19 protein-coding genes are annotated in these 22,281 nt (G+C 72.5%); 12 read left to right on the top strand and 7 right to left on the bottom strand.

The window, feature by feature from the left end; translation table 11 throughout:
* The first annotated feature begins 33 nt into the window (after positions 1-33).
* From OG542_RS22580 to OG542_RS22570, 3 genes are all read left to right on the top strand, one after another.
* Positions 34-312 carry a DUF2530 domain-containing protein gene (locus OG542_RS22580; RefSeq protein WP_328413351.1) on the top strand — a complete coding sequence of 93 codons (279 nt, stop codon included), beginning with the start codon at positions 34-36 and terminating at the stop codon, positions 310-312.
* A 270-nt stretch (positions 313-582) separates the two neighbouring features.
* Positions 583-1,428: a class I SAM-dependent methyltransferase gene (locus tag OG542_RS22575; RefSeq protein WP_328413350.1), complete on the top strand. Its 846-nt coding sequence runs from the start codon at positions 583-585 to the stop codon at positions 1,426-1,428.
* A gap of 133 nt (positions 1,429-1,561) precedes the next feature.
* Positions 1,562-3,955: an HAD-IC family P-type ATPase gene (locus OG542_RS22570; RefSeq protein ID WP_328413349.1), complete on the top strand. Its 2,394-nt coding sequence runs from the start codon at positions 1,562-1,564 to the stop codon at positions 3,953-3,955.
* A 94-nt stretch (positions 3,956-4,049) separates the two neighbouring features.
* Here OG542_RS22570 and OG542_RS22565 read toward each other — a convergent pair whose 3' ends face one another.
* The 3 genes from OG542_RS22565 to OG542_RS22555 all read right to left on the bottom strand — a co-directional run bounded on the left by OG542_RS22565 (position 4,050) and on the right by OG542_RS22555 (position 9,569).
* Complete coding sequence (locus tag OG542_RS22565) at positions 4,050-4,958, bottom strand: hypothetical protein (RefSeq protein ID WP_328413348.1); 909 nt, start codon at positions 4,956-4,958, stop codon at positions 4,050-4,052.
* A 172-nt stretch (positions 4,959-5,130) separates the two neighbouring features.
* Positions 5,131-8,289 carry a sacsin N-terminal ATP-binding-like domain-containing protein gene (locus OG542_RS22560; RefSeq protein ID WP_328413346.1) on the bottom strand — a complete coding sequence of 1,053 codons (3,159 nt, stop codon included), beginning with the start codon at positions 8,287-8,289 and terminating at the stop codon, positions 5,131-5,133.
* A 365-nt stretch (positions 8,290-8,654) separates the two neighbouring features.
* Positions 8,655-9,569, bottom strand: a complete 915-nt coding sequence (locus OG542_RS22555) for a DUF3027 domain-containing protein (RefSeq protein ID WP_328413344.1) — start codon at positions 9,567-9,569, stop codon at positions 8,655-8,657.
* Positions 9,570-9,830: 261 nt separating this feature from the next.
* On the opposite strand from OG542_RS22555, the gene OG542_RS22550 reads away from it, so the two are divergent.
* The 4 genes from OG542_RS22550 (at position 9,831) to OG542_RS22535 (ending at position 13,437) form a co-directional block, all read left to right on the top strand.
* A complete protein-coding gene (locus OG542_RS22550; protein ID WP_385866873.1) occupies positions 9,831-11,231 on the top strand; it encodes an MFS transporter in 1,401 nt (466 codons plus the stop codon).
* Positions 11,232-11,319: 88 nt separating this feature from the next.
* Positions 11,320-11,793, top strand: coding sequence for a DUF2771 domain-containing protein (locus OG542_RS22545; RefSeq protein WP_230529446.1), 474 nt, complete (start codon positions 11,320-11,322; stop codon positions 11,791-11,793).
* Positions 11,763-12,599, top strand: coding sequence for a futalosine hydrolase (locus OG542_RS22540; RefSeq protein ID WP_408057783.1), 837 nt, complete (start codon positions 11,763-11,765; stop codon positions 12,597-12,599). Before OG542_RS22545 ends, OG542_RS22540 begins: the two co-directional genes overlap by 31 nt.
* On the top strand, positions 12,589-13,437 hold the full coding sequence (locus OG542_RS22535; protein ID WP_328413340.1) for a 1,4-dihydroxy-6-naphthoate synthase: 849 nt from the start codon (positions 12,589-12,591) through the stop codon (positions 13,435-13,437). Before OG542_RS22540 ends, OG542_RS22535 begins: the two co-directional genes overlap by 11 nt.
* A gap of 5 nt (positions 13,438-13,442) precedes the next feature.
* Here OG542_RS22535 and OG542_RS22530 read toward each other — a convergent pair whose 3' ends face one another.
* A complete protein-coding gene (locus OG542_RS22530; RefSeq protein ID WP_189729237.1) occupies positions 13,443-13,826 on the bottom strand; it encodes a cold-shock protein in 384 nt (127 codons plus the stop codon).
* A 164-nt stretch (positions 13,827-13,990) separates the two neighbouring features.
* Between OG542_RS22530 and OG542_RS22525 the strand changes: the two genes are divergently transcribed.
* Entirely contained in the window at positions 13,991-14,239 is a 249-nt protein-coding gene (locus OG542_RS22525) for a hypothetical protein (protein WP_311126340.1), read from the top strand.
* On the opposite strand, the gene OG542_RS22520 is transcribed toward OG542_RS22525, so the two are convergent.
* Together OG542_RS22520 and OG542_RS22515 are read right to left on the bottom strand one after the other, a co-directional pair.
* Positions 14,218-14,841 carry an HAD family hydrolase gene (locus OG542_RS22520; RefSeq protein WP_328413338.1) on the bottom strand — a complete coding sequence of 208 codons (624 nt, stop codon included), beginning with the start codon at positions 14,839-14,841 and terminating at the stop codon, positions 14,218-14,220. The two genes, OG542_RS22525 and OG542_RS22520, sit on opposite strands and share 22 nt — an antisense overlap.
* A gap of 50 nt (positions 14,842-14,891) precedes the next feature.
* Entirely contained in the window at positions 14,892-15,887 is a 996-nt protein-coding gene (locus OG542_RS22515) for a hypothetical protein (protein WP_328413336.1), read from the bottom strand.
* A 153-nt stretch (positions 15,888-16,040) separates the two neighbouring features.
* Here OG542_RS22515 and OG542_RS22510 point away from each other — a divergent pair, with 153 nt between their 5' ends.
* From OG542_RS22510 to OG542_RS22500, 3 genes are all read left to right on the top strand, one after another.
* The gene (locus OG542_RS22510) at positions 16,041-18,590 is read left to right on the top strand and encodes a helicase C-terminal domain-containing protein (RefSeq protein ID WP_328413334.1); all 2,550 of its coding nucleotides are present in this window, start codon (positions 16,041-16,043) and stop codon (positions 18,588-18,590) included.
* Between the two features lie 173 nt (positions 18,591-18,763).
* On the top strand, positions 18,764-18,895 hold the full coding sequence (locus OG542_RS22505; protein ID WP_311126344.1) for a hypothetical protein: 132 nt from the start codon (positions 18,764-18,766) through the stop codon (positions 18,893-18,895).
* A gap of 96 nt (positions 18,896-18,991) precedes the next feature.
* Positions 18,992-19,183 carry a hypothetical protein gene (locus tag OG542_RS22500; RefSeq protein WP_311126345.1) on the top strand — a complete coding sequence of 64 codons (192 nt, stop codon included), beginning with the start codon at positions 18,992-18,994 and terminating at the stop codon, positions 19,181-19,183.
* Here OG542_RS22500 and istB read toward each other — a convergent pair.
* Positions 19,161-20,471, bottom strand: coding sequence for an IS21-like element helper ATPase IstB (gene istB / locus OG542_RS22495; RefSeq protein WP_328413330.1), 1,311 nt, complete (start codon positions 20,469-20,471; stop codon positions 19,161-19,163). The genes OG542_RS22500 and istB overlap by 23 nt on opposite strands.
* A 163-nt stretch (positions 20,472-20,634) precedes the next feature.
* Here istB and OG542_RS22490 point away from each other — a divergent pair, with 163 nt between their 5' ends.
* Positions 20,635-22,278, top strand: coding sequence for a DNA repair helicase XPB (locus tag OG542_RS22490; RefSeq protein ID WP_328413328.1), 1,644 nt, complete (start codon positions 20,635-20,637; stop codon positions 22,276-22,278).
* The last annotated feature ends 3 nt before the right edge of the window (positions 22,279-22,281 follow it).

The raw sequence follows: 22,281 nt of genomic DNA, 5'->3' as shown, positions 1-22,281 counted from the left end.
CGCGTAGACCTGATCGCCTCGTAAGCTGTCCCCATGGCGAAGTGGACCCCCAGGCACGAGGCGCCGGAGCCCCTGGAGGGCCCCGTGGTCGCCACCATCATCGGCGGCACGATTCTGTGGTTCCTCCTCTTCCTGATCCAGCTCCCCTTCTATGGCTGGTTCGACGACCACGGCCACACATGGTGGCTGTGGACCTGCCTGGCCGGAGGCGGACTCGGCCTGTTCGGCGTCTGGTACGTCCGTAAGCGCGACGCCGCGATCAAGCGAGCCGCGGCACAGGACCCGACGAGCTCGACCCCTTCGGCCCAGTAAGAGGGACCACGACGCACCCGCACCCGCCGGCTCAGGGAAGGGGCCGTGTCGGGGGGTGTCCGCCCGCAGCGGTTGGCGCGTCAACGAACAGTCAGTCGGTACGCAACCCCATCGCGCCGTTCCGAGGACGGACCCCCCCGACACGGCCCCGACCCCCACCCGGCACCAGGCGCAGACGCGCACCCGCACGCTCCGGCGAGACACAGCCCCACCCCCTCCCTACGCTCAAGAGGAGGCGGCAAACGCCCGGAACCGGTGAGGAGCGCAGCCATGACGATGCACAACAGCGCGGTCGAGGCGGACCGGGCCCTGAAGGCCAAGCACCGGGCGATGTGGGCCCAGGGCGACTACCCGTCCCTGGCCGCCGAGGTCATCCCCGGCCTGGGAGCGGTCCTGGTCGAGGCCTGCGGAGTGCGCCCCGGACAGCGCGTGCTGGACGTGGGCGCCGGCAGCGGCAACGCCGCGATCCCGGCGGCCCTGGCCGGTGCGGACGTCATCGCCTCCGACCTGACCCCGGAACTGTTCGGGGCCGGCCGGCTCGCGGCCGAGCAGCAGGGCGCGCATCTCACCTGGCAGGAGGCCGACGCCGAGGCCCTGCCCTTCGGCGACGCGGGGTTCGACACCGTGCTGTCCTGCGTCGGCGTCATGTTCGCCCCGCACCACCAGCAGGCCGCCGACGAACTGGTCCGGGTCTGCCGGCCGGGCGGCACCATCGGCCTGCTGAGCTGGACGCCCCAGGGTTTCATCGGCCGGATGTTCGCCACGATGAAGCCGTACGCGCCCCCGCCCCCGCCGGGCGCCCAGCCGCCCCCGCTGTGGGGAGACGAGGGCCATGTGCGCGCACTCCTCGGCGACCGGGTCACGGACGTGCGCGCCGAGCGCCGGACCGCCAGGGTCGACCGCTTCGCGACGCCCGAGGCGTTCCGGGACTACTTCAAGGCGCGCTACGGCCCGACGATCACCGTCTACAAGAACATCGCCGACGACCCCGACCGCGTCGCCGCCCTGGACCGCGACCTGGTGGATCTCGGCCGCGACGGCGGCCTGGGAACGGATCAGGATGGGACGGCCCTGGAGTGGGAGTACCTCCTGCTCACCGCCCGCCGAGCAGGCTGACAGAGAGGCACGGCACCAGGGTCCGAAGGCGTACAACTGCCGTACGACCAGGGCACGACGCCCGTCCTCCCCAGGTCGGATCTTCCCCGCATTCGGCAGGTGAAGCGGCAAATCCGCACGTACCGTCGAATGCATGACGCATCTCGAGGCGGGTGCCCGGCTCGACTCCGCGCGGCCGGCGACGGTCACCTCACCCGTGACCGGCCTGACCGGTGCTCAGGTAGCCGAACGCGTGGAGCGCGGGCAGGTCAACGACGTGCCGGTGCGCAGCAGCCGCTCCACCGTCGACATCGTCCGCGCGAACGTCTTCACCCGCTTCAACGCGATCATCGGCGTGCTGTGGCTGATCATGCTGGTCGTCGCGCCGATCCAGGACAGCCTCTTCGGCTTCGTGATCCTCGCCAACACCGGCATCGGGATCGTCCAGGAGTGGCGGGCCAAGAAGACACTGGACTCCCTCGCCCTGATCGGCGAGGTGCGGCCGACCGTGCGCCGGGACGGGGCCACCGGTCAGGTCAGCACGTCCGAGATCGTCCTCGACGACCTGATAGAGATCGGCCCCGGCGACAAAGTCGTGGTCGACGGCGTCTGCGTGGAGGCCGACGGCCTGGAGATCGACGAGTCGCTGCTCACCGGCGAGGCCGACCCGGTCGTCAAGAGCCCCGGCGACCAGGTGATGTCGGGCAGTTTCGTGGTCGCGGGCGGCGGGGCGTTCCAGGCGACGAAGGTCGGGCGTGAGGCGTACGCCGCCCAGCTGGCCGAGGAGGCCTCCCGCTTCACCCTCGTCCAGTCCGAGCTGCGCTCCGGCATCTCCACGATCCTCAAGTACGTCACGTGGATGATGGTCCCGACCGCGATCGGCCTGATCATCAGCCAGCTGTTCGTGAAGGAGAACGCCTTCGACGACTCCGTCGCCCGCACGGTCGGCGGCATCGTCCCCATGGTCCCCGAGGGACTGGTCCTGCTCACCTCCGTCGCCTTCGCCATCGGCGTCATCCGGCTGGGCCGCAAGCAGTGCCTGGTCCAGGAGCTGCCCGCGATCGAGGGCCTGGCCCGGGTCGACACGGTCTGCCTCGACAAGACCGGCACCCTCACCGAGGGCGGCATGGACGTCACCGAGCTGCGGCCGCTCCAGGACGCCGACGAGACGTACGTACGACAGGTCCTCGGCGCCCTCGGCGAGTCGGACCCGCGGCCGAACGCCTCCCTGAAGGCGATCATCGACGCCTACCCGGACGGCGAGCAATGGCGCTGCATTCAGGCGCTGCCCTTCTCCTCGGCACGCAAGTACAGCGGCGCCGCGTTCGCCGAGGCCGACGGGGAGACGAGCACCTGGCTGCTCGGCGCGCCGGACGTCCTGCTGCCCGACGACGACCCGGCCCTCGCCGAGACCGGGCGGCTGAACGAGCAGGGCCTGCGGGTGCTGCTGCTCGCCCGGGTGGAACGCGACCTCGACGACGCCGAGGTGACCGAGGGGGCGAAGCCCACCGCCCTGGTCGTCCTGGAGCAGCGGCTGCGGCCGGACGCGGCCGACACCCTGAGCTACTTCGCCGACCAGGACGTCAGCGCCAAGGTCATCTCCGGCGACAACGCGGTGTCGGTCGGCGCGGTCGCCTCCAAGCTGGGGCTGTCCGGGACCACCGTCGACGCCCGCCGGCTGCCCGCCGACGAGGACGGCATGGCCCGGGCGCTCGACGACAACACGGTGTTCGGGCGGGTCACCCCGCAGCAGAAGCGGACCATGGTGGGGGCTCTGCAGGCCCGTGGGCACACGGTCGCGATGACGGGCGACGGGGTGAACGACGTCCTCGCCCTGAAGGACGCCGACATCGGCGTGGCGATGGGCTCCGGCTCGGAGGCGACCCGGGCGGTGGCGCAGATCGTGCTGCTGAACAACAGCTTCGCCACACTGCCGTCGGTGGTGGCCGAGGGCCGCCGTGTGATCGGCAACATCACGCGGGTGGCGACCCTGTTCCTCGTCAAGACGGTCTACTCGGTGCTGCTGGCCGTCATGGTGGTCTGCTCTCAGGTGGAGTACCCGTTCCTGCCGCGCCACCTGACCCTTCTCTCGACGCTGACGATCGGCATCCCGGCCTTCTTCCTCGCGCTCGCGCCCAACAAGGAGCGTGCGCAGCCCAACTTCGTACGGCGGGTCATGCGGTACGCGATCCCGGGCGGGGTGGTGGCCGCGCTGGCGACCTTCGCGACGTATCTGATCGCCCGGGAGCACTACACGGGCGCGGGTGCGCTGGACGCGGAGACCAGCGCGGCGACGCTCACGCTGTTTTTGATCTCGATGTGGGTCCTGGCGATCATCGCCCGCCCCTACACCTGGTGGCGCATCGCCCTGGTGGCGTCGATGGCCGGGGCGTTCCTGCTGGTCCTTGTGGTGCCGTGGCTCCAGCGCTTCTTCGCGCTGAAGCTGGTCGGCATGACGATGCCGTGGATCGCGGTCGGCGTCGCGGTGGTGGCGGCGGCCACCCTGGAACTCTCGTGGAGGTGGGTGGACCGCCGCGTTCCCGCTTAGCGCTCGGCTTCGGCCGTTGAGACTGCCGCCGGATGTCGTCCGCGGGACCGTCGTGGCTGGTCGCGCGGTTCCCCGCGCCCCTTTAGGGGCGCGGCTACTTCACGTCGACGAAGTCGCCCGTGGCGTTGACCGCCGGGGTGGTCGTCGTGCCCGCGAAGGAGTAGCGGAAGTAGCCGTCCACAGAGGCCTTGACCGTGGTCTTCAGCTCACCCGTGGAGTTCGACTTGATGGTCTTCACCGTGGTGTAGGTGTTGGAGTTCTTCTTGCGGAACTGCAGTTTCACCGACTGGTTGGTGTAGCCGTGGTACTTGTTGTCGTCCCAGTTCGCGCGGGACAGCTTGCCGGTGACGGTGATGGTCTTGCCCTTCTTCACCGGCTCCGGCGAGGCGTTGACCGTCAGCTTGGAGTAGCGCTGGAGCTTGAAGGAGTTGGTCGGGTCCGTCACCGCGACACCGACCTTGTCCAGGTTCGGGTTCTCCGGGTCCTCGCCGTTGAACGCGACCGCGAAGCCCGCGGCCTTCCAGGAGCCGGCGTCCTCGTTCAGCAGCGCGAACGGGTCGATCGAGACGGTGGCCTTGCAGTTGGCGACGGTCGCGGAGGAGTCCGTGCAGCTCGCGTCGTTGCTGTCGAAGAAGAAGGCCGACTCCTCGAACGAGGCGCCGCGGTACAGCTCGATGCCCGCGAAGAAGTCGGCCGCGTGGATGTCGACGTCCGCGCCGTGCGTCAGCTTGAAGGAGACGGGAACGTTCACCACGTTGGTGGTGCCGGCGGAGATGTTCTTGCCGTTGTTGACCTTGACCGAGGAGAAGGTCGCGTTCAGGGCGTACGGCGTGCCCTCCGCGGCGGCGGCGAGGGCCGACCGGCCGGAGTCGGCGTGGACGACCGCACTGGCGGCGGCGATGTCCGCGGGAACCTTCGGCTCGGCGGCCTGCGCGGCCGGCACGGCGAAGGCGGAGAGGGCCAGGGCGCCGGTGACGGCGGCCACGGTGGCTCGGATACGCATGCGTTCTCCAGGTGGAGAGGGGCCCCGGCGCTCGTCGTCGGCTCCTGGGGCCCAAGTGATCGTGGAGTCTGTTGACTCACGTGATCAGATCCCCGAGTGGTGCGCTTGGTTGTACGACTGGTGAAAAATTTGTGCGGAAGTTTTCACGAGCCGCCGGGGCGTCCCCTGAGGCTCAGTCGAACCACCGGTCCCGCTCCAGTTCCTCCGTCCGGGACGGATCCTCCAGCAGCGCGGCCACCTCGAACCGCCGCGGCCACTGCCCGGCCGCCCAGGCCAGCCCCGCGGCGACGCCCTCCAGGGTGGCGGCGTGCAGGACACCGTCGTCGGTCAGCCGCCAGTCGATCTCCACACCGTCGACGACGAGTTCCTCGTGTTCGACGTAGGAGGACGGGGTCAGCCGGCCGAGCAGCAGCCGCACCGGCTCCGGTACGTCGTGCTCGACGCCCTCGGAGCCGACCTCCCCGGTGACGGACTCGCTCAGCCGCCGCACCTGGAACAGCTCGGCCAGATCGGCGGCCCGGGAGGGGCGGACCGGCAGCAGCGGGACGCCCGAGGTGAAGGGCAGCAGGTCAGGCGAGTCGACGACCACGGCGTCGGCCGCGTCCACGACCTCCACCTGGCCGTCGACGACCGCGCGCAGCTCGTCCGGCAGGGTCACCTGCTCCGGGTCCAGCTCGGCCAGCGCGCCGTAGAGGGCGTGCAGTTGGGCGTCCGCCACCTCGCGCTCGGGCTCGGCGAGCCGGTCGAGCAGCTCGGCGGCACCGCCGGGCTCGTCCAGCAGCGCGGCGACGGACGTCCGAACCCCCAGCGCGCGCAGCACCTGTTCGTCTTCGAATCCGGTGGCGTCGGCCTCGTCGTACAGCCCGCGCAGCAGCGGGTCACCGCCGGCTGCGCGCAGACCGGCCGGGCGGCGGCCGTCGAGCACCGGGTTCCCGCGCAGCCACCACGCGGCGTACGGCCGTACGACCTCGTGCGTCCCGTCGTGCAGCAGGATCCGCACGGGCTGGACGATCGCGTCGCGGAAGGGCGGCTGCGACAGCATGGCCAGGGCCTGGGCCCACTTGTCCTCGTCGACCAGGTCCAGGTCCCGTACGGCGATGATCTCCGTCGCGACCGGCGGGACCGGGCTGTCCGGGAAACGGTCGAGGATGTCCTCGCACCACACGTCGACGGCGTCCAGCAGGCCCACGTCGTCGGGCTCGGCGAAGTCGCCCTCGCGGGGCTCCAGTTCGTCCGGGTCGAGGACGACGTCGGTGGCGCGGACGAGCGCGAAGTTCGCCAGGACCCCGCAGGCGGCGAGCGGCTGCTCGCCCCACCTGCCGGCCAGCTCGGCGTCCACGGCGGCGAGTTCGCCCTCGCGCATCACCTGGGCGAAGGGGCTGCCGGGGAGGACGAGTTCGCACGCGGGGGCGGGTTCGCCGTCCTCGTCGGGCAGGGCCAGGGCGCCGAGCCAGGGCTCGTCGCCGGGCTCCAGGCCGGCGTCCCGCACCAGCGCGAGCACGGTGTCGGCCAGTTCGTCGGCGTCGAGGGTGTCCTCTTCCCAGTTCACACCGCCGTCGTCGTCCAGGGACGCGGCGACGGCGGCCCGTACCTGCGGGGTGGTGAGCACGGCACGCGGAGTGGCCGGCAGGGCGCCGAGCTTCTCCAGGAGCGGGTGGGCGGCGTCCGGGTGGGCGACCTTCAGACCGAGCCGGGCCAGCACCTCGGGGTCGATGCGGGCGGCCTCCGCGCTGGGCAGGAGCACCTGCCGGGGGCCGATCGTCGTACGCCCGTCCGCGAGCGGCACGGGGAGGCCCGACAGCCGGTCGGGGTCCACCCCGGCGAGGCTGTCGTAGAGCCGCCGCCACCAGCCGGGGTCCTTCTCGAGTCCGGCCAGCCGGTCGATCGCGTCGGTCAGCGGGACCCGGGCGACGCCCAGGGTCCGCAGCTCCGCGCGCCGCTCCAGCCCCCCGGGCAGCAGGGTGGGCAGCACCTCGGCGAGGACCCGCACGGTGTCCGCGCCCGCGCCCTCGACGATCTCGGCGTCACGGGGCCGCAGGGACTCGGGCAGGTCGTCGTCGCCGTCGTGTTCGCGGGGCTCGGCGGCGGGCGGTAGGGACGACGGGTGGGCGGGCGGGAGAAACTCAGTGCGCGGCAGCCGCTCCAGGATCGCCTGGCGCAGGGCGCCGTCCAGCTCGCCCTTGCCGAGCGGTCCGGGCACGAGGCCGATGATCCCGGCGGTCACCGGCCGCCAGTCGCCGAGGAGTTCGGCGTACGCGTCGGCCGCGCGCTGGACGAGGAAGTCGGTCAGCGGTCCCGGGGCGGCGTGCCGGCGGGTGGAGTCCAGCGGGAACGTGGCGATGAGCAGGGCCGGGACACCGAGCGGCTCGTCGCTCGGCGTGGGGGCGTGCACGACCGGGCTGGTGCGGGGCCGGGCCGGGCTGCCGTCGCTGTCGACGGGCACGGCCCAGGTGACGGACCACCGCGGCCGCAGCCGCTCCTCGACGGGCCGGTCGGCGAGCAGGTCGGGGGTGAGGGGACCGTGGGCCTCGGTGGTACGCCAGTGGGTGACGCCGTCGCCGGAGTCGTCGATGACGATGAAAGGGCCGTCGGTGCGGCGGGTGATGGTCCTGGGGCTCTCCCCGTTGACCTCCACGACGACCTCTTCGAGGCCCGGGAGGGCGAGCAGCAGCGCGTCGTCGACGGCGTGCAGGAGCCGCTCGGCGAGGTCGGCGGCGGCCGCGTCGCGCAGAGGCAGGATGACGGCGGTGTCGTACGGGCCGGGGGCGGTGCCCTCGGCGGCGAACGGCAGCCGCAGCAGCGGTACATGACCGTCACGCCGCCGGATCTCGTCCCCGAGCCCGGGGCTGTGCCGGGCGACATCGGCGGCCAGCTCCCGCGCCTCGGCGAGGGACCAGCGCACTCCGCCGTGCCGGCCGACGACGGCCGGCTCGTCGGTGACCGCGAGGACGGCGGCGAACCCGACGCCGAAGCGCCCGACGGCCCGCTCGTGGCTCTCCCGCTTCGCGGAGGCCCGCAGCGTGGACAGCGACTCCACCCCGGCCGCGTCCAGCGGAGCGCCGGTGTTGGCGGCGACGAGGACCCCGTCGCGGAGGGTGAGCCGCAGTCGTCCCGGCACCCCCGCCCGGGCCGCCGCGTCGGCGGCGTTCTGGGCGAGCTCGACGACGAGCCGGTCCCGGTAGCCGCCGAGGACCAGGTCCTCCTCGGCGTTGGCGTCCTCACGGAACCGGGCGGGGCTGGTGGCCCAGGCGTCGAGGACACCGCGCCGCAGACGCGCGGTACCGAACGGATCGGCCCCCTCGGCGGCGGGCCGCACGAACTTGCTGCTCACGTTGCCGTTCCTTCTCCTCGTCGACGTGAGGAGACGGTACCGCTTGGGGGACGGGGGTGCGCGCGCCGCCCGCCCCTCTCAGCCCCGGTCCGCGTGCGCCACGAAACGGGCCCGGACGGGGTTGGTGGCGCCCCCTCCACCGCTTCCCTGACGCCGGGACTCTCAGAGGAACCTGGTGGCCGTGGACCTCTCCTTCTACAAGTCGCACATCTCGGAAGAAATCCGCGACGAAGCCCGTGAAGAGGGCCGGGCCGAGGGCGGGGCTCGGCGGGGTGCCGAAGACGTCCTGGAGGTTCTGGATGTCCGAGCAGATCTTCTCGGACGAGCAGGACGAACAGCCGCTCAGCGGCCGGGCGAGGACCCGCCTACGAGTGCCCCAGTTCCTCCGTGTCCTCGTCCGCCGTCGCCGCTACCGACCCCGAGTCCGGCGCCGGGCGCAGCGGGAACGGGTCGACCCGGGTCTCGTCGATGACCGGGGAGGGCGGCTGCGGGGGGCGGGGCATGACCGCGGCCTCCGAGTGGCCGCCGCAACCGTAGGCCAGGGAGACGACCCGCCCGTCGGCCGGGGAGAACTCGTTGGCGCAGACGCCGAAGGCCTGGCCGAGGGAGCCGCCGATCCGGGCCAGGAAGCCACAGCTCACGCAGGCCGCGGGGGCCGCCTGCGCCATCGGGGTCTTGGCGCCGAACGCCTCCTCCCAGCGGTCGGCGGCGATGTGCAGGCCGAAGCGGGAGAGCACCCGGGCGCGGTGCACGCCGAGTTCCTCGGCCACTGCCGCGATCGAGCCGCGGGCCGGGACGGCCAGGGGCCCCGCGGTGACGTCCGCGTCCTCGGCTTCCGCCAGGGCTGCCATCTCGTCGGAGACGACGGAGTTCGGCGGGGGCTCGTCCTCGCCGCTCCAGCCGGGCTCCAGACGCAGATCCTCCGCGTCCGTCGGCAGCAGGTCGCCCGGCCCCATGTCGCCGGGGCGCAGCCGCTCGCTCCACGGCACCCACTCGGGCGCGAGCACCGCGTCCGGGCCGGGCAGCAGCGCCGCCTCGTCCACCGTGACGATCTTGGCCCGGGACGCCCGGGCCACGGTCACGGCCCAGCGCCAGCCCCGGTACCCGAGCTCCCGGCACTCGAAGAAGTGTGTGACAACGCGGTCCCCCTCGGAGACCGTCCCCACGTGCTCGCCGACGATCCCTGGCGCCGCGGCCTCCTCGGCTGCGGCGCGCGCGAGGTCGACGGCCTCGGCGCACAGACGGTCAGGGGTGCGGCTTCGCGTTGTCGCTGCGCTCACAGGTATCGCTTCTCTCCATACGCCGTCTGACGAGTGCGCCACTCCCAGCGCGGGGGCGGACGGAGCGGACCGGGGGACCGCGTCGACGTCCTTCATCCATTTTGCGGGATGGCTGAGATACGCACGCTACCCTTCCGCCCCACTTCGCGTACACCGACGGTCCCAGGACCGGCGACCGGACGGTCGCCCGACAGTCACCCCACAGGCCCTATACAAGCGGTAATGGCACTACCCACAGCCTTCTCGGGGCACTATGACGTCGTGGCAGCCGCGAAGACGCCCGTCAAGGGAAGCAGCCGACTGAGCGGACCGGGCCGTATGCGCGGCTCCCTCCGCGCGGTCGGCCGTGCCCTGCACTTCCCGGTCACCGGAACCGCCCGCGGCATCCGCAAGGCCACCCACGCGCACGGCGCCGGCGAGTCCGGCCTCGGCAAGCTGATCGAGCTGCACGGCGTGAACGGCGCCGGCGACGTCATGGTCACCGTCGCCCTCGCCTCTACCGTCTTCTTCTCCGTCCCGACCGACGAGGCCCGCGGCCGCGTCGCGCTGTACCTCGCCATCACCATGGCGCCCTTCACTCTCCTCGCGCCGGTGATCGGCCCCCTCCTCGACCGCATCCCGCACGGCCGCCGGGCGGCCATGGCCGGCGCGATGCTGGCCCGGGCGCTGCTCGCGATCGTCCTGTCCGGAGCCGTCGTCACGGGCGGTATCGAGCTGTACCCGGCGGCGCTCGGCGTCCTCGTCTCGTCGAAGGCGTACGGGGTGGTCAGAAGCGCCGTCGTGCCCCGGCTGCTGCCGCCCGGCTTCTCCCTCGTGAAGGCCAATTCGCGCGTCACCCTCGGCGGGCTCCTCGCCACCGGCATCGCCGCCCCGATCGGCATCGGACTCCAGCAGATCGGGCCGCGCTGGCCGCTCTACGGCGCCTTCGTGCTCTTCGTCGCGGGGACGGTCCTGTCGTTCACGCTGCCGCCCAAGGTCGACTCCGCCAAGGGCGAGGACACCGCGCTGCTGGCCGCGGACGAACAGCATCTGCACGGCCCGCACCGCCGCCCCGTCAAACGCCCCGGGCTGCGCACGGTCGGCCCTGCCGTCACCCACGCCCTGGCCGCCAACGCCTCCATCCGCTGCCTCACCGGCTTCCTGATCTTCTTCCTCGCCTTCCTGCTCCGCGAGCACCCGGTCTCCGGCCAGACCGCCGCCGTGTCCCTGGGGATCGTGGGCGTCTCGGCGGGCGCGGGCAACGCGCTCGGCACGGCGGTCGGGGCGTGGCTGCGCTCCCGGGCACCGGAGATCATCATCGTGACGGTCGTGGCATGTGTGCTGGGCGTGGCGATCATGGCCTCGGTGTTCTTCAGCGCGGCCATGGTGGCCTGCCTGGCCGCGATGGCCGGCTTCGCACAGGCCCTGGCCAAGCTGTCCCTGGACGCGCTGATCCAGCGGGACGTGCCCGAGCTGGTCCGGACCTCGGCCTTCGCCCGCTCCGAGACACTGCTGCAGATGGCCTGGGTGCTGGGCGGGGCGGTCGGCATCGCGCTGCCGCTCAACGGCACGGTCGGGCTGGCGGTGGGCGCCGCGATCATCGGCACCGGGTGGCTGACGACCGTACGGGGGCTGATCGACTCGGCCCGGCGCGGCGGTGCGACGCGGCCGCGCGTGGCGTAGGGCCCTTCTGATGGATCTCCTGACGGATCTCCGCGGGAGCCGTACCCCGCGTGGGCGGTCCGACCCGCGTGCCGGATAACCTTCGCCCATGAACACGTTGCAATCCGTAGTGCGACGCCGCCGCGCCGTCGCTGTCGCCGGTGTCGTATCCGCCGGACTGCTCGTCCTGTCGGCCTGTGACAAGCCGACGCCGATGGCCACGGTCACCGTGGGCAGCGACTCGGTGAACTCCGAGGCCACCTGTGGCGGCGAGGGCGACGCCCTGAAGCCCGCCGACCTCACGCAGTGCCTGAAGGACAAGGGCATCAAGTCCATCTCGGTCGACCCGGACGAGACCGTGCGCTTTGGTGTCGACCCGGAGATCGCCGACAAGGGCTGGACGATCCTGATGAACGGTCAGCCGCTGACCGACACCAGCACGAAGACGTACCGCACCGTCCCGGGCAGCGTGTTCTTCAACGCCCAGTACGGCGCGCAGGGCAACTCGACGCTGGTGTCCATCAAGGAGGGCGAGAAGGACACGTCCGGCCTGTGGAACTTCAAGCTGGAGAAGGACGCGTAATCGCTGGCGCTGGGCTGGGCAGGGTGCTTGTCGCCACCGCTGTTTCTGTGGAGAGGGACGCGGTGGCAGAGGCCTTCGGTGGGTTTTCGCCGGGGTCCGACGACGAGGCGCTCGGCGTTGTGGGCCGTGCCCACCCGTTCCGCCCCAGCGGAACGACTGCCCACGGCGGTAGCGGCGCGGCTGCCCACGGCGGTAGCGGCGCGACGGCGCGCGACCGTATTGACGTGATCGACGCCGGTGTGGGGCCTGCCCTGGCCGCCGCCTCGACCGCCTCCGCCCTCACCGCCGCGTCCCTCCAGGGCACCCCCTACGACCTCGTCGTCTCCGCCGGGATCGGTGGCGGATTCCAGCCGGAGGCACCCGTGGGGGCGCTCGTCGTCGCCGATGAGATCGTCGCGGCCGATCTGGGTGCCGAGACGCCCGACGGGTTCCTGTCGGTCACGGAACTCGGGTTCGGGACCGTACGTCACCACCCGCCCGAGGACCTCGTACGGCGGGTCGCCGACGCCGCCGGGGCCCGGACCGGGGCCGTGCTCACCGTGTCCACCGTGACCGGGACGGCCGCCCGAGCCACCGCGCTACGCGAGCGGCACCCCACCGCTCTCGCGGAGGCCATGGAGGGCTTCGGTGTCGCCGAGGCCGCCGGCGCGCACGGGGTGCCCGTGCTGGAGATCCGGGCGATCTCCAATCCCGTCGGGCCGCGGGACCGCGCCGCCTGGCGCATCGGGGACGCCCTGGCCGCTTTGACCGAGGGTTTCGGGAAGCTCGTGCCCGTACTGGAGAGTTGGAACCGGCATGACCAGTGACCAGTTGCAGATCGCGTACTCCCCCTGCCCGAACGACACCTTCGTCTTCGACGCCCTGGCCCACGGCCGCGTCCCCGGCGCCCCCGCCCTCGACGTGACCTTCGCCGACATCGACGTCACCAACGGCATGGCCGAGCGCGGCGAGTTCGACGTACTGAAGGTGTCGTACGCCGTGCTGCCGTACGTCCTCGACGAGTACGCGCTGCTGCCCTGCGGGGGTGCCCTGGGGCGGGGCTGCGGGCCGCTGGTGCTGACGCGGGAGGCGGACGTCGATCTCGCCGGGCGCAGGGTCGCCGTGCCCAGCGAGAAGTCCACCGCCTATCTGCTGTTCCGGCTGTGGGCCGCCGACACCCTGGGCGACGGGGTCGGCGAGATCGTCGTCATGCCGTTCCACGAGATCATGCCGGCCGTGCGGGACGGGAAGGTCGACGCGGGGCTCGTGATCCACGAGGCACGCTTCACGTACGGCGGCTACGGCCTGCACAAGCTCGCCGACATGGGCGAGCACTGGGAGCACACCACCGGGCTGCCGATCCCGCTGGGCGCGATCATCGCCAAGCGGTCGCTGGGCGAGCAGAAGCTGCGACTGCTCGCCGACTCCATCCGGACGTCCGTGCGGGCCGCCTGGGACGACCCCGAGGTGTCCCGCCCGTACGTCATGGAGCACGCCCAGGAGATGGACCCGGCCGTCGCCGACCAGCACATCGGGCTGTACGTCAACGAGTTCACGGCCGGCCTCGGCGAGGACGGCTACGCGGCCGTACGCGGACTGCTGACACGCGCGGCGGCCGAGGGGCTGGTGCCGCCCCTCGGCCCTAACGCGCTGCGATTCCCCTAGGGGATTCAGACGTCCAGCTGGTCGGCGACCGCCCGCAGCAGACCGGCGATCTTCTTGCCGGAGGTCCGCTCGGGATAACGGCCCCGCTCCAGCATCGGGGTGATGTTCTCCAGCAGCGTCGTGAGGTCCTGGACGATGGAGGCGAGTTCGTCCGGCTTCTTGCGCGTCGCGGCGGCGACCGAGGGGGTCGGGTCCAGAATCGTCAGGGACAGTGCCTGGTCGCCGCGCTGCCCGGCGACCACCCCGAACTCCACTCGCTGTCCGGGCTTGAGCGTCTCGACTCCGGCGGGGAGGACCGAGGAATGGACGAAGACGTCACCGCCGTCGTCGCGGGAGAGAAAGCCGAAGCCCTTCTCGCTGTTGAACCACTTGACCTTGCCGGTAGGCACGTCTGTCCTCGTCCTCGTACTCGTCGGAAAACTGCTTCGGGAAACGGCTCTTGATAGCACTCGGGCGGGCCGCACGGACCCGCCGGTACCAAGGCTAATGCTCTTCAGGCCGGTGACAAGACGTCACCGGGTTGTTCCTTCGGGCTGGGAACTACCCTGGTCCGGTGCCTGACAAAACCCAAACGAATTCCGCCGCGCCCGGTGACCGTCTGGTCCGTGCCGGTGCCATCGTCTTCTTCATCGGCGCCGTGGCCACACTGGTCACGGTCGCCCCGCTGTTCCTCGGGACGACGCCCTTTCCGACGTACATGTTCGGATTGAGCATGCTCATGGCGGTCGGTTTCCTGATGGCCGGCGCGGGAGTACTGCGTTCCGTGTCGGCCGGCCGGCGTCAGGCGCGTGCGGGGCGGTAGTCCGAAAGCCACCCGGGGAATTCGGTCAGATCGGTGAGGACGACGTCCGCGCCCGCCGCGCGCAGTTCCTCCGGGGGGCAGGGGCCGGTGGCCACCGCGACGGACAGCGCGTCGGCCGCCCGGGCGCCGCGCACGTCTCCGACGTGGTCGCCGACATAGACGGCCGCGTCGTGCTCGCGCAGCGCCTCCGCCTTCTGCTCGGCCCACAGATCGCCGATCACCGCGTCGGGCTCGATGCCGAGGTGGGCGAGGTGCAGCTTGGCGTTGGGCTCGTACTTGGCGGTGACGACTATCGCGCGCCCGCCGGCCTCCCGTACGGCCGCGATGGCATCACCGGCGCCGGTCATCGCCGGGGTCGCGGCGATGGCGATCGACGGGTACATCTCGCGGTACAGGTCGGCCATGTCCCCGACCTCCTCGGCCGGGAACCAGTTGATCAGCTCCTCGGCCAGCGGCGGCCCGAGCCGCGTGACCGTCAGGTCGGCGTCGATGTACGTCCCCGTCCGCTCGGACAGCGCCTGGTAGCAGGCGCGGATGCCGGGGCGGGAGTCGATGAGGGTCATGTCCAGGTCGAAACCGACGGTGAGTGCCATATGGGCCATTGTGCCCAGGGCGTCTGGCGGGCAGGCCTCCTGGGTGCCCGGGGCGCCGGCTACCTCTGCCGCTGCGAGCGCCACACCAGGAACAGCGCCGACGCCACCGCCGCGCCCCGGACCACCCAGGGCCAGGTCTCGGAGACCGCGTCGTTCATGTGGCCCTCGGCGATCGGAGTGCCCCAGCGGCCGTTCATCCTGCCCCAGAGCCAGACCAGGCCGGACGTGACGGCGAGCCCGGGCAGGACCATGACCGCCCACTTCGTCTCCGCCTGGGTCAGGCGGCGCGAGGCGTAGGCGATGAGCCAGCCGAGGAGGAGCACGAACCAGTTGCCGAGCACGGCGCCCGCGACGAGCAGCCCCGCCGCGGCGAGGAGCAGCGGATTGCTCCAGCTGCCGGAGGCCAGACGAGGGAGGCGGCGGCGACGGGTACCGGTCTCGGCTGCTTCCTCGACGGCCGCGACGGCCGGCTCGGCCTCCTCGACCGCCGCTTTCTCCTTCTCCGGCTTCCTCGGCTGCGGCGGCTTCAGCAGGTCCGGCAGTTCCACGCCGCCCACGAAGCCCGGCACCTCCTCGCCCACGCCGAACGGGCTGCTGTCCACCCGCCACCAGTCGGGCTGGACGACGCTGTCGCCGAGCTCGTGCCCGGCGGCCAGGTGCGGTGGGGCCGGGCCCTCGGCGGGCGCCGGGTGCGACTCCCCGGCGGGCCGCGCCGGGCGGGGCCGCGGGACGACACGCCGCAGCACCCCCTTCGCCCGCTCCTCCGGCTCGGCCTCGCGCTGCACGGGGACGGAGGCGGGGGCGGCGCTCCGCGGCGCACCGCCGGTGCCTTCCGCCGCTGCCGCCACGACCTCGTCGGGGCTGCCCATGCGGGTCAGGATGCGCCGGACGGCGGCGGGCGAGTCGACGGTGGCTTTCGCGCGGCGCCGGTCGATCTCGTTGCGCAGGTCAGCGACCAGGCGCATCCGGGTGGCCGAGGACAACTGCCGCTGCTGGGCCACGTCGCCGACGCGGCTCAGATACTCGTAAACGACCTGGTCGCTCTCAATCCCCACGAAGTCCCCTCCGGGGCGGGTGCGTTGGCTGACGCCGTCGGACGACGGTATCGCGAGGACCAGCGGGTCGGCCAAAAAGACCGTCCGGCGATCGGGGCCGAGCCGGCACGAGGTCGGCCCGGCCGCCGGAGGCGACCCGCTACCGTGGACCGGATGAGCACCGAGGACAGGCCCCCGGCCCCCCGCTCCCTCGCGGAAGCGCTCCGCGCGCGGGGCGATGTCCCGCTGGGCGCGCTGCTGCGCAGCCGCCCGGACCTCATCACGCCCGTGCCGACCGACCTCACGCAGCTCGCGACCCGGGCCGGCACCCGCGCCTCGGTCGTACGGGCCCTGGAGCGGCTGGACCGGTTCACGCTGCAGACGGCGGAGGCGCTGGCCGTGGCGGCGGACCCGGCGACGTACGACGAACTGCTCGGGCTCACCGCCGGGGACGACGCCGACCCGGCCGTCGTCGCCGCCCTGCCGCACGCCCTGGACATCCTGCGCGAGCAGGCCCTGGTCTGGGGCGGCGACGACCGGCTGCGGCTGGTCCGTACGGCACGTGAACTGCTGGCGCCCGCGCCGCAGCACCCCTCGCCGACCGGTCTCGGCCCCACGGTCCAGGAGGCCACCGCCGGGATGTCCCCGGGGCGGATCCAGGAGATCGTCACGGCCGCCGGGCTGTCCTCGACCCATGACTCGGTCTCCGCGGTGACCGCCCTCACCGGCCTGTTCACGGACCGGACCCGGATGGCCGCGCTGCTCGCCGACGCCCCGGCCGACTCTCTGGAGGTACTCGAACGCCTGGTGTGGGGACCGCCGTACGGGCAGGTCACCCCGGACCCGGCAGCGCGGCTGCGCTGGCTGCTGGACCGGGGACTGCTGCTGCCGACCGCGCCGGGGACGGTCGTCCTGCCGCGCGAGGTCGCCCTGCACCTGCGGCGGGGGCTGGCGCACCGGACGCCCGAGCCCGTGCCGCCGGTGGTCGAGGTCACCGCCGTGCATCGTCCACAGGTTGTGGACAGTACGGCGGCCGGCCAGGCGTACACCGCGCTGGCGACCGTCGAGGAGCTGCTGAAGGACTGGGACGAGGGCGGGCCCGCGGTGCTGCGGGCCGGTGGGCTGAGCGTGCGGGACCTGAAGCGGACCGCCGTAGCCCTCGACGTGCCCGAGCCGGTCGCCGCGTTCTGGGTGGAACTGGCGTACGCGGCGGGCCTGATCGCCGCGGACGGGGAGGCCGACGAGCGGTACGCGGCGACCCCGGCCTACGACGAGTGGCTGGAGGCGCCCGCCGCCGAGCGCTGGTCGCGGCTGGCCTCGGCGTGGCTCGCGGCGACCCGGACGGCGGGGCTGGTGGGCGGGCGGGACGCTAAGGACCGTACGTTGTCGGCGCTCGGGCCGGGCCTGGACCGTTCGGCGGCGCCCGAGGTACGGCACCGGGTGCTGGCGCTGCTGGCCGGGCTGCCGGAGGGGGCCGCTCCGGACGCCGGGTCGGTGCTCGCCCGGCTGCGCTGGGAGCGCCCCCCGCGCGGCGCGCGGCCCGAGGACGACCCGCGCGCCCGCCTCGCCCAGTGGGCCCTGTCCGAGGCGGAGCTGCTGGGCGTCACCGGCCGGGGCGCGTTGTCGGCCCATGGCCGGGCCCTGCTGGGCGCGGCGGCGGCCGTACGGCACCCTGAAGCGGAGGGCTCCGGCCCGGGAGACAGCGGTCCGGGAGACAAACTCCCCGTCCACCACCACCGCACCGTCCCGGTCGTCCCGCTCTCCCCCGCCGAGCAGGCCGTCGCCTCCGCCGCCGCGGCCCGGCTCCTCACACCCCAGCTGCCCGAGCCGCTGGACCACGTGCTGCTCCAGGCCGACCTGACCGCGGTGGCGCCCGGGCCCCTGCGGCGCCCGCTCGCCGACATGCTCGGGGTGCTGGCGGACGTCGAGTCCAAGGGCGGGGCCACCGTCTACCGGTTCACGCCCGGCTCTGTACGGCGCGCGCTCGACGCCGGGCAGGCCGCCTCCGACCTGCACGCCTTCCTCGCCGCGCACTCCCGTACGCCGGTGCCGCAGCCGCTCGCCTACCTGATCGACGACGTGGCCCGCAGGCACGGCCATCTGCGCGTCGGCGCGGCCTCGGCGTATGTGCGCTGCGACGACGACGCGGTGCTCAACGAGATCCTCGCCGACAAGCGGGCCGCGGGCCTGGGCCTGCGCCGGCTCGCCCCGACCGTGCTGGCCGCACAGGCCGACCCCGCGGGGCTCCTCGAAGGCCTGCGGTCGATGGGGTTCGCGCCGGCCGCCGAGTCCGCCGAGGGCGATGTGCTGATCACCCGCGCCCTCGCCCATCGCACCCCGCCCCGTACGGCACCCGAGCCGGTGCCGGACGGCCCGCCGGTCCCCGACGACGTCCTCCTCGCGGCGGCGCTGCGCGCCATCCGGGCCGGCGACCTCGCCTCCACCACCCCGCGCAAGCCCGGCACCGCTCCGGCGGTCAACGGCGAGCTGCCCCGCACCGGTTCCGCCGAGACCCTCGCCACCATGCAGGCCGCCGTCCTGACCGGCGAGGCCCTGTGGATCGGCTACGTCAACGCCGAGGGCACGGCCAGCCAGCGGGTCATCGCGCCCATCCGCGTCGAGGGCGGCTTCGTCACGGCGTACGACCACACGGCGGACGAGGTCCGTACGTATCCGCTGCACCGGATCACCGGGGTCGCGGAGCTGGCGGACGACTCCGGCTGACCCCTCCCGGGCAGGGTCGCTTCTCACCCGTTCGGGTGCACACCGCCGTTCATGCACGCCACGCCGGGGATGTCCCACCCTTGGGCGACCTTGCCGGGCGTGCCGCATCACGCGCTGTGGCCGGGGGCAGCCACCGGGTGTTCCTGTGAGCACTGTCGAAAGGAAGTCCCAGCATGCGCGCTGTCCGTCGAGTCACCGCCGTCCTGGCCACCGCCGCCCTGATGATGTTCGGTGGTCTCGCCACCCCGGCCGCGGCGGTCGGCATCGATGTCGCCGGCCTTGTCATCGAGACGCCGCAGATCTGATCCGCCTCCGCGCACCCGTCGGGGCCGGCCCCGCGTTCCGGGCCGGCCCGCGGTGCGGTGTCCCTCACCGCTCAGCCCGTGAAAGGCCCTGCCGCCATGCGTGAAAAGCTTCCCGCCGTCGTACTCTCCGCCGCCGCCCTCGTGGGCGTGCTCGCGTCCTCGGCCGCGGCGGCCCCGCCCGCGCTGCCGCTGCCGATCCCGGCGGCCCACTCCGAACCCCTGGTGGGCGAAGGCGTCGCCGTCGAGGGCCCGCTGGTCAACACCATCAGTCTGTCCACGCTGCGGTAGCGCGGCGCGTCCGGTAACTGTCTCCCTCCAGCCGGACCACCTCGGCGTGATGGGCGAGGCGGTCCACCATCGCGGGTGCGGAGGTACCGAAGACCTCGTCCCAGCGGCCGAGCGGGCGGTCGCTGGTCACGATCAGCGAGCCACGCTCGTAGCGGTGCGCGACCAGCTGGAAGAACAGGCCCGCGGTGGCCGCGTCGAAGGGCGTGTAGCCGATCTCGTCGACGACCAGGAGGGGATGTTCGTCGAGGGCGGCCAGCTCCGCCTCGAGCCGGCCGGCGGCCCGGGCGTCGGACAGCCGGGCGGCCCACTCGGCGGCGGTCGCGAACAGCACCCGGTGTCCGGCCTGGCAGGCCCGCACGCCCAGGGCGACGGCCAGGTGCGTCTTGCCGGTGCCGGTCGGGCCGACGAACACCACGTTGTGCCGGGCCGTGACGAAGTCCGCCTTGCCGAGTCGGGCCACGGTCTCCCGGTCGAAGCCCCGGGGGTGCTGCTGGTCGAAGTCCTCCAGCAGCTTGCGGGCGGGGAAGCCGGCCGCGCGGATCCGCGCCTCGGCGTCCGCGTCCGGTTCCGGCACGGGCACCGGCTCCGGCTCCGGCTCCGGCTGCCGGGGATGGGGCAGCGTGGCCGCCGGGGTCTCCTGGCCCGGCTGCGGGCGCACGACCTGCGGGTGCCCGGCCGGCGCACGGTCGGCGTGTCCGTGGTCGGCATGACCGCGGTCGGCATGACCGCGGTCGGCATGTCCGTGGTCGGCATGACCGCGGTCGGCATGACCGCGGTCGCTCTGCGCGGCCATCGGGCCCGACATGTACGCGAGGATCGCCGCCGAGGCGATGAACGCCATGTGGATCACCGTCCCCCACATCAGCGCGTGGTGGGAGGTGTGGTGGACGTCCACGAACATCTGGAGCAGATGCACCGAGGAGATGCCCACGATCGCGGTGGCGAGCTTGACCTTCAGTACATTGGAGTTGACGTGCGAGAGCCATTCCGGCTGGTCACGGTGGCCCTGGAGGCCGATGCGCGAGACGAAGGTCTCGTAGCCGCCGACGATCACCATGATCAGCAGGTTGGCGATCATGACGACGTCGACGAGCTTGAGCACGGCGAGCATCACGTACGTCTCGGTGGCGTGCCCGCTCACGCACATGAGGATTAAGGTCCAGAGTTCCTTGAAGAACTTGTAGACGTAGACGCCCTGGGCGGCCACCAGCCCGAAGTACAGCGGGGCCTGGAGCCAGCGGGTGGCGAACAGGGCGTATCCGAGCGTGGTAGTCGGCGTATTCTGCACGGTTCGCCATTCTTCGGGGCTACCGTGGAAAAACTGAATTCACACCACACGTTGGGATGAAAAGGCATTCTGTAGGACCGGTGTCGTTCCAGCAGCGCAGATCACACCCCCGGGCGTATCGATCAGGCACACTGGACGTTTGGCCGCAGAAAGGGTGCCGCGCGTGAATGGTCCGCTGATCGTCCAGTCCGACAAGACCTTGCTCCTGGAAGTCGACCACGAGCGGGCCGACGACTGCCGTCGCGTCATCGCCCCCTTCGCGGAGCTGGAGCGGGCGCCCGAGCACATCCACACCTACCGGGTGACCCCGCTGGGCCTGTGGAACGCGCGCGCGGCGGGACACGACGCCGAGCAGGTCGTGGACGCGCTGGTGGAGTACAGCCGCTATCCGGTGCCGCACGCGCTGCTCGTCGACATCGCCGAGACGATGGACCGCTACGGCCGGCTCACCCTGTCCAAGCACCCGGCGCACGGCCTGGTCCTGACGACCACCGACCGGCCGGTGCTGGAGGAGATCCTGCGGTCGAAGCGGGTCACGCCGCTGGTCGGCGCCCGGATCGACCCGGACACCGTCGCCGTGCACCCCTCCGAGCGCGGGCAGATCAAGCAGACCCTGCTGAAGCTGGGCTGGCCGGCCGAGGACCTCGCCGGGTACGTCGACGGCGAGGCGCACCCGATCGAGCTGGCCGAGGACGGCTGGGCGCTGCGGCCGTACCAGAAGCAGGCGGTCGAGAACTTCTGGCACGGCGGCTCCGGCGTCGTCGTGCTGCCCTGCGGCGCCGGGAAGACGCTGGTCGGGGCCGGGTCGATGGCGCAGGCGAAGTCCACGACGCTGATCCTCGTCACGAACACCGTCTCCGCCCGGCAGTGGAAGCACGAGCTGGTGCGGCGGACCTCGCTGACCGAGGAGGAGATCGGCGAGTACAGCGGGACGCGGAAGGAGATCCGGCCCGTCACGATCGCCACGTACCAGGTGCTGACGACCAAGCGGAAGGGCGTCTATCCGCACCTGGAGCTGTTCGACTCGCGGGACTGGGGCCTGGTCGTCTACGACGAGGTCCACCTGCTGCCGGCGCCGGTCTTCAAGTTCACCGCGGATCTGCAGGCCCGTCGCCGGCTCGGCCTGACGGCCACCCTGGTGCGCGAGGACGGCCGCGAGTCGGACGTGTTCTCCCTGATCGGGCCCAAGCGGTTCGACGCGCCGTGGAAGGAGATCGAGGCGCAGGGCTATATCGCGCCCGCCGACTGCGTCGAGGTCCGGGTCAATCTGACGGACACCGAGCGGCTCGCCTACGCCACGGCCGAGACGGAGGAGAAGTACCGCTTCTGCGCCACGACCGCGACCAAGCGGAAGGTCACCGAGGCGATCGTCCGGCGCTTCGCCGGGCAGCAGATCCTCGTGATCGGCCAGTACATCGACCAGCTCGACGAGCTGGGTGAGCACCTGGGCGCGCCCGTGATCAAGGGCGAGACGTCGAACGCGCAGCGCGAGAAGCTCTTCGACGCCTTCCGCGAGGGCGAGATCAGCGTGCTGGTGGTCTCCAAGGTCGCGAACTTCTCGATCGACCTGCCGGAGGCGACGGTCGCGATCCAGGTGTCGGGCACCTTCGGCTCCCGCCAGGAGGAGGCCCAGCGTCTCGGCCGCGTGCTCCGCCCCAAGTCGGACGGCCACCAGGCCCACTTCTACTCCGTGGTCGCCCGGGACACCATCGACCAGGACTTCGCGGCCCACCGGCAGCGCTTCCTGGCGGAACAGGGCTACGCCTACCGCATCGTGGACGCGGACGAACTGCTGGCCGACAGCTGAGAC

This window comes from Streptomyces violaceus (genome assembly GCF_036014075.1).
GTDB classification, from domain to species: domain Bacteria; phylum Actinomycetota; class Actinomycetes; order Streptomycetales; family Streptomycetaceae; genus Streptomyces; species Streptomyces violaceus.
The sequence above is the reverse complement of the archived record's forward strand: the minus strand, read 5'-3'. Positions and strand labels throughout refer to the sequence as shown.